The organism is Ideonella sp. P3_A4, assembly GCF_056403075.1.
Window position 1 is genome coordinate 1 of sequence record NZ_JBFUGE010000575.1, and the last position, 3,835, is coordinate 3,835.

Here is a 3,835-nt window from a genome sequence, read left to right on the forward strand (position 1 = left end):
GGCTACCTGTTCCTGCACTTGAACAGGTCAGGGCTCGCAGCCGAGTGTTTCAACACCGTGGCTGACTGCGAAGAAGCGCCGACGCCATTGCGGGTCGAGGCCCTGGTCGGACTGGCGCAGGCCATTCACGGCCTGGGCGAGCACCGTCGCGCTGCCCGAACGCTGGCCTATGCGCTTCAGTTGTCGTCTGGCGAGGCCACCGAGATGAAGCAACTGCTCGAAGTGGCCGAGCTGGAATTGAAGGTGACGGCACGCCTGCGCCAATACGGTGACGCTGCAGCAGCGCGCATGGATGCGCCGCCAGCCCCAGCGACGCTGCGCGCGAAGGCCGAGTCTCTCGCGCACATGCCTGTCGTGTCGCAGCGGCTGGCCTTCCTGGCGGCACTTGGCGAGCCGGGTCTCGGCGTGCCGGGCGGAGCAGCAGGTGTCTTCGACGCGCTGCGCTGGTGGCGCGAGCGGCGCCTGGCCCATGTCGAAGAGGTGGGCCGGATCGAAGCTGCGTTGGCGTTGGTCGAAGAGGGTGATGCGCACACGGCGGGCGACATCCTCGGTGCGCTGGCGTGCGACGACTCGCGGTTGCAGCACCACCGTCACGCCATCGAGTTGGCATTCGTCGTATCCAAGCTGCATTCGCTGCAGGGCCGCTACATGGATGCGCTGCGCTGCTATCGGCAACACGCAAGCCAGACGCTGGCCCGCATCCGGGCGGAACTGCAGCGCGTGCCGTACTCGCGTTTTCTCGAGCTGCAAGAACGTGCCGAGCAGACCGATTCGGACCAGATACGGCTGCCGCTGCGCTACCGACGCGCCTACCAGTTCATCTTGTCGCACCTCAACGAGAAGACCTTGACGATCCGTCGCATCGCGGCCCACATCGACGTGACCGAGCGAGCGCTGCAGATGGCCTTTCGCACCCACCTGGGTCAGACCCCGGCCGAGCTGATCCGTCGCCTTCGGATGGCCCGTATTCGCACCGAGCTGCAGCATCTGGCGGGGCGCGATAGCGTGCTCGCCGTGGCGAACCGCTGGGGCATGGACAACCGGTCGACCCTGGCGCAAAACTATCGTCAACACTACGGCGAAGCACCGACAGCCACGTCGGGCTGTATCAAGCCGCTGCGCATGGGCGGCGAAGAGGGTCTGCAGCAACTCGTGGCCAGCGAGGCTTGACGTCTGCGAGTGCGCGACCATGCGCCCAAACTCGTCACCAGCACCTGCAAGAGGGCCGACCCACGCCGCGTCCGCGGCGCCCCCTGAAGAGGCCAAGCCGGCAGCCGCCGGGTCCGACGCAGGCCGGCGCGGCCGTGTCGATTCGTCGGGACGGCGTTCGTCCGCCGTGCAGACCTTGCTGGGCGCACTGGCTCGCACGATGTTCGATGGCGAGGACGTGACCGACTACACCGCCACGTCCAGCCAAGGACGCACGGAGGACGCAACCGACCCAGAGCCCCATGCCGCTTTGCCACGAGCGGCAGGGGTGGTGCAGCCCGCGGTGCGTCCAAAACGGACGGCGCGAAAACCCATCAAGTCGACGGCGGAGTCGACGCGTGATGCGAGCGCTGGAGCACCAAGTCGAGATCCTTGGTCGGTCGACGTGACCGGCGTTCAGGGCCCTTGGAGCATCGAGCAGGACGATCCGAAGATTGGTGCTGCGGGCCGCGTTGGGCGCGTGCGTGCCGCCAGGGGGCGAGTCGAACGCGCTGGGTTTGGCTCGAACTTGATGCGGCCCGGGGTATGGGGCGCGTTGCTTGCTGCCGTGGCGGCGCTTGTCTTGCTGACGGTGGCCGGGGGCTTCGACCTGGGTGACAGCACGGCCGAGCAGAACAACTCGTCGGCAAAGGGTGCTCGGCCGGCTGCTGCGGCTGAGCGATAGAGGGCCCAAGCTTGCGGAGGCTTGCGAGGCGGCCGATGGGGACACACTCGGGATCACGTTAGACGCTCACCCGAGCGTGTCCCCATCGTCCGCTGCCATCCACGGTGGTAGGGCGAGGCGTGCCAGTGGCAATGTGGATGGAACGCGAACGCGCTGCCATGCCACTGACGGTGGCAGCGAGGAAAGGGCATCCGCCCCGGTGAGTGTCTAACATGAGGCGGGGCGGATGCCCTTTCTTCGCCACGCAGTCCTCAGCGGGTGACTGGGCATCACGTGCCACCAAGGACCAAGGCGCGGTGCCGACCTCATGCCAGCTGTGCGGTTTGGGCTATGCAGAGCTTGCGGAGGCTTGAGTGGCGGCCGAGAGGACACACTCGGGATCACGTTAGACGCTCACCCGAGCGTGTCCCCACCGTCCGCTGCCATCCGCGGTGGTTGGGCGAGGCGTGCCAGTGGCAATGTCAGCGGAAAGCGAACGCGCTGCCATGCCACCGACTGTGGCAGCGAGGAAAGGGCATTTGTCCCGGTGAGTGTCTAACATGAGGCGGGGCGAATGCCCTTTCTTCGCCTCGCAGCCCTCAGCAGACGAGCATCACTCGAAGCGCAAAGAACAAGGCCGGCGTGGTGCCGGCCTTGATTGGGTGGTGTCGCAGGCTACTTCTGCTCGGTGGCCGTGACCGTGCCGCCTGCCTGCGTGAGCGGTTGGTTGGCCGCGTGGTGACGATGCTTGAACAGGCCCTGGATCTTGTGCACCGCGTCGTCGACGAAGGTGAAGATCACCGGGATCACCAGCAGGCTCAGGAAGGTCGAGGTGATCAGCCCGCCGATCACGACGATCGCCATCGGTGAACGGAAGCTCGGATCGACGCCGAGGCCGAGTGCGATCGGCATCATGCCGGCGGCCATCGCGATCGTCGTCATCACGATCGGGCGGGCTCGCTTGTGGCAGGCATCGAGCAGCGCTTCCATCCGCGTCATGCCATGCTCGCGCCGCGCCATGATCGCGTACTCGACCAGCAGGATCGAGTTCTTCGTCGCGATGCCCATCAGCATGATCAACCCGATCATCGACGGCATCGACAGGGCCGTGTGCGTGATGAACAGCGCCATGAACGCGCCCGGGATCGACAGGAACAGCGCCACCAGGATGGTGATTGGCTGCACGAAGTCCTTGAACAGCAGCACCAGCACGATGTAGATGCACAGCACACCGGTCAGCATCGCCAGGCCGAAGCTCGAGAACAGCTCGGCCATTGCTTCCGCATCGCCGACGCTGCGCTGGATCACGCCCGGGGGCAGCTTGGCCAGGCTCGGCAGCGCCAGCGCACGCTTCTCCACCTCGCCCAGCGGCTGGCCGTTCAACTCGATCTCGAAGTTGATGTTGCGCAGCCGGTCATAACGGTCGATCTGCGCGGCACCGCTGTCGATCGCGAAGCTGGCCACGTTGCTCAACATCACCGGGCCACGCGCGCCGGGCACCGACAGGCGCGACAGCAGGTCGAGATCGGTGCGGGCATCGTCGTTCAACTTCACGACCACCGGCACCTGGCGTTGCGACAGGTTCAGCTTGGGCAGCGCCTGGTCGTAGTCACCGGACAGCGCGATGCGCAGTGTGTCTGCGATGGCCGCTGAGGTCACGCCCAGGTCCGCCGCACGGGCGAAGTCTGGCCTCACGACGACCTCAGGCCGCACCAGGCTCAGCGTCGACGTGACTGCGCCGATGCCCGGGATGCTGCGCAGGTCGCGTTCGACCAGCCGTGCATGCTCGGCCAGCACCCGGCCGTCTTCACCGGCCAGCACCAGCAGGAACTTCTCGGCCGAGCCGCCGAAACCGACCTTGGCCCGCACGCCCGGCAGCGGCTGCAGCGCTTCGCGCAGCTGGGCCTCGATGTCCTGCTTGCTGATGCCGTGGCGGTCCTTGCGCGKCGTCATGTTGATGGTCAGCGTGGCCTTGCGCACATC

2 protein-coding genes are annotated in these 3,835 nt (G+C 66.6%); one reads left to right on the plus strand and one right to left on the minus strand.

The window, feature by feature from the left end; translation table 11 throughout:
* Nucleotides 1–1,170: helix-turn-helix transcriptional regulator (locus tag AC1DYI_RS29175; protein WP_477207619.1), on the plus strand; the 1,170-nt coding region annotated here is incomplete at its 5' end.
* Nucleotides 1,171–2,527: 1,357 nt separating this feature from the next.
* Here the strand turns inward: AC1DYI_RS29175 and AC1DYI_RS29180 are convergent.
* A partial coding sequence (locus AC1DYI_RS29180) for an efflux RND transporter permease subunit (RefSeq protein ID WP_477207620.1) occupies nucleotides 2,528–3,835 on the minus strand: 1,308 nt, incomplete at its 5' end.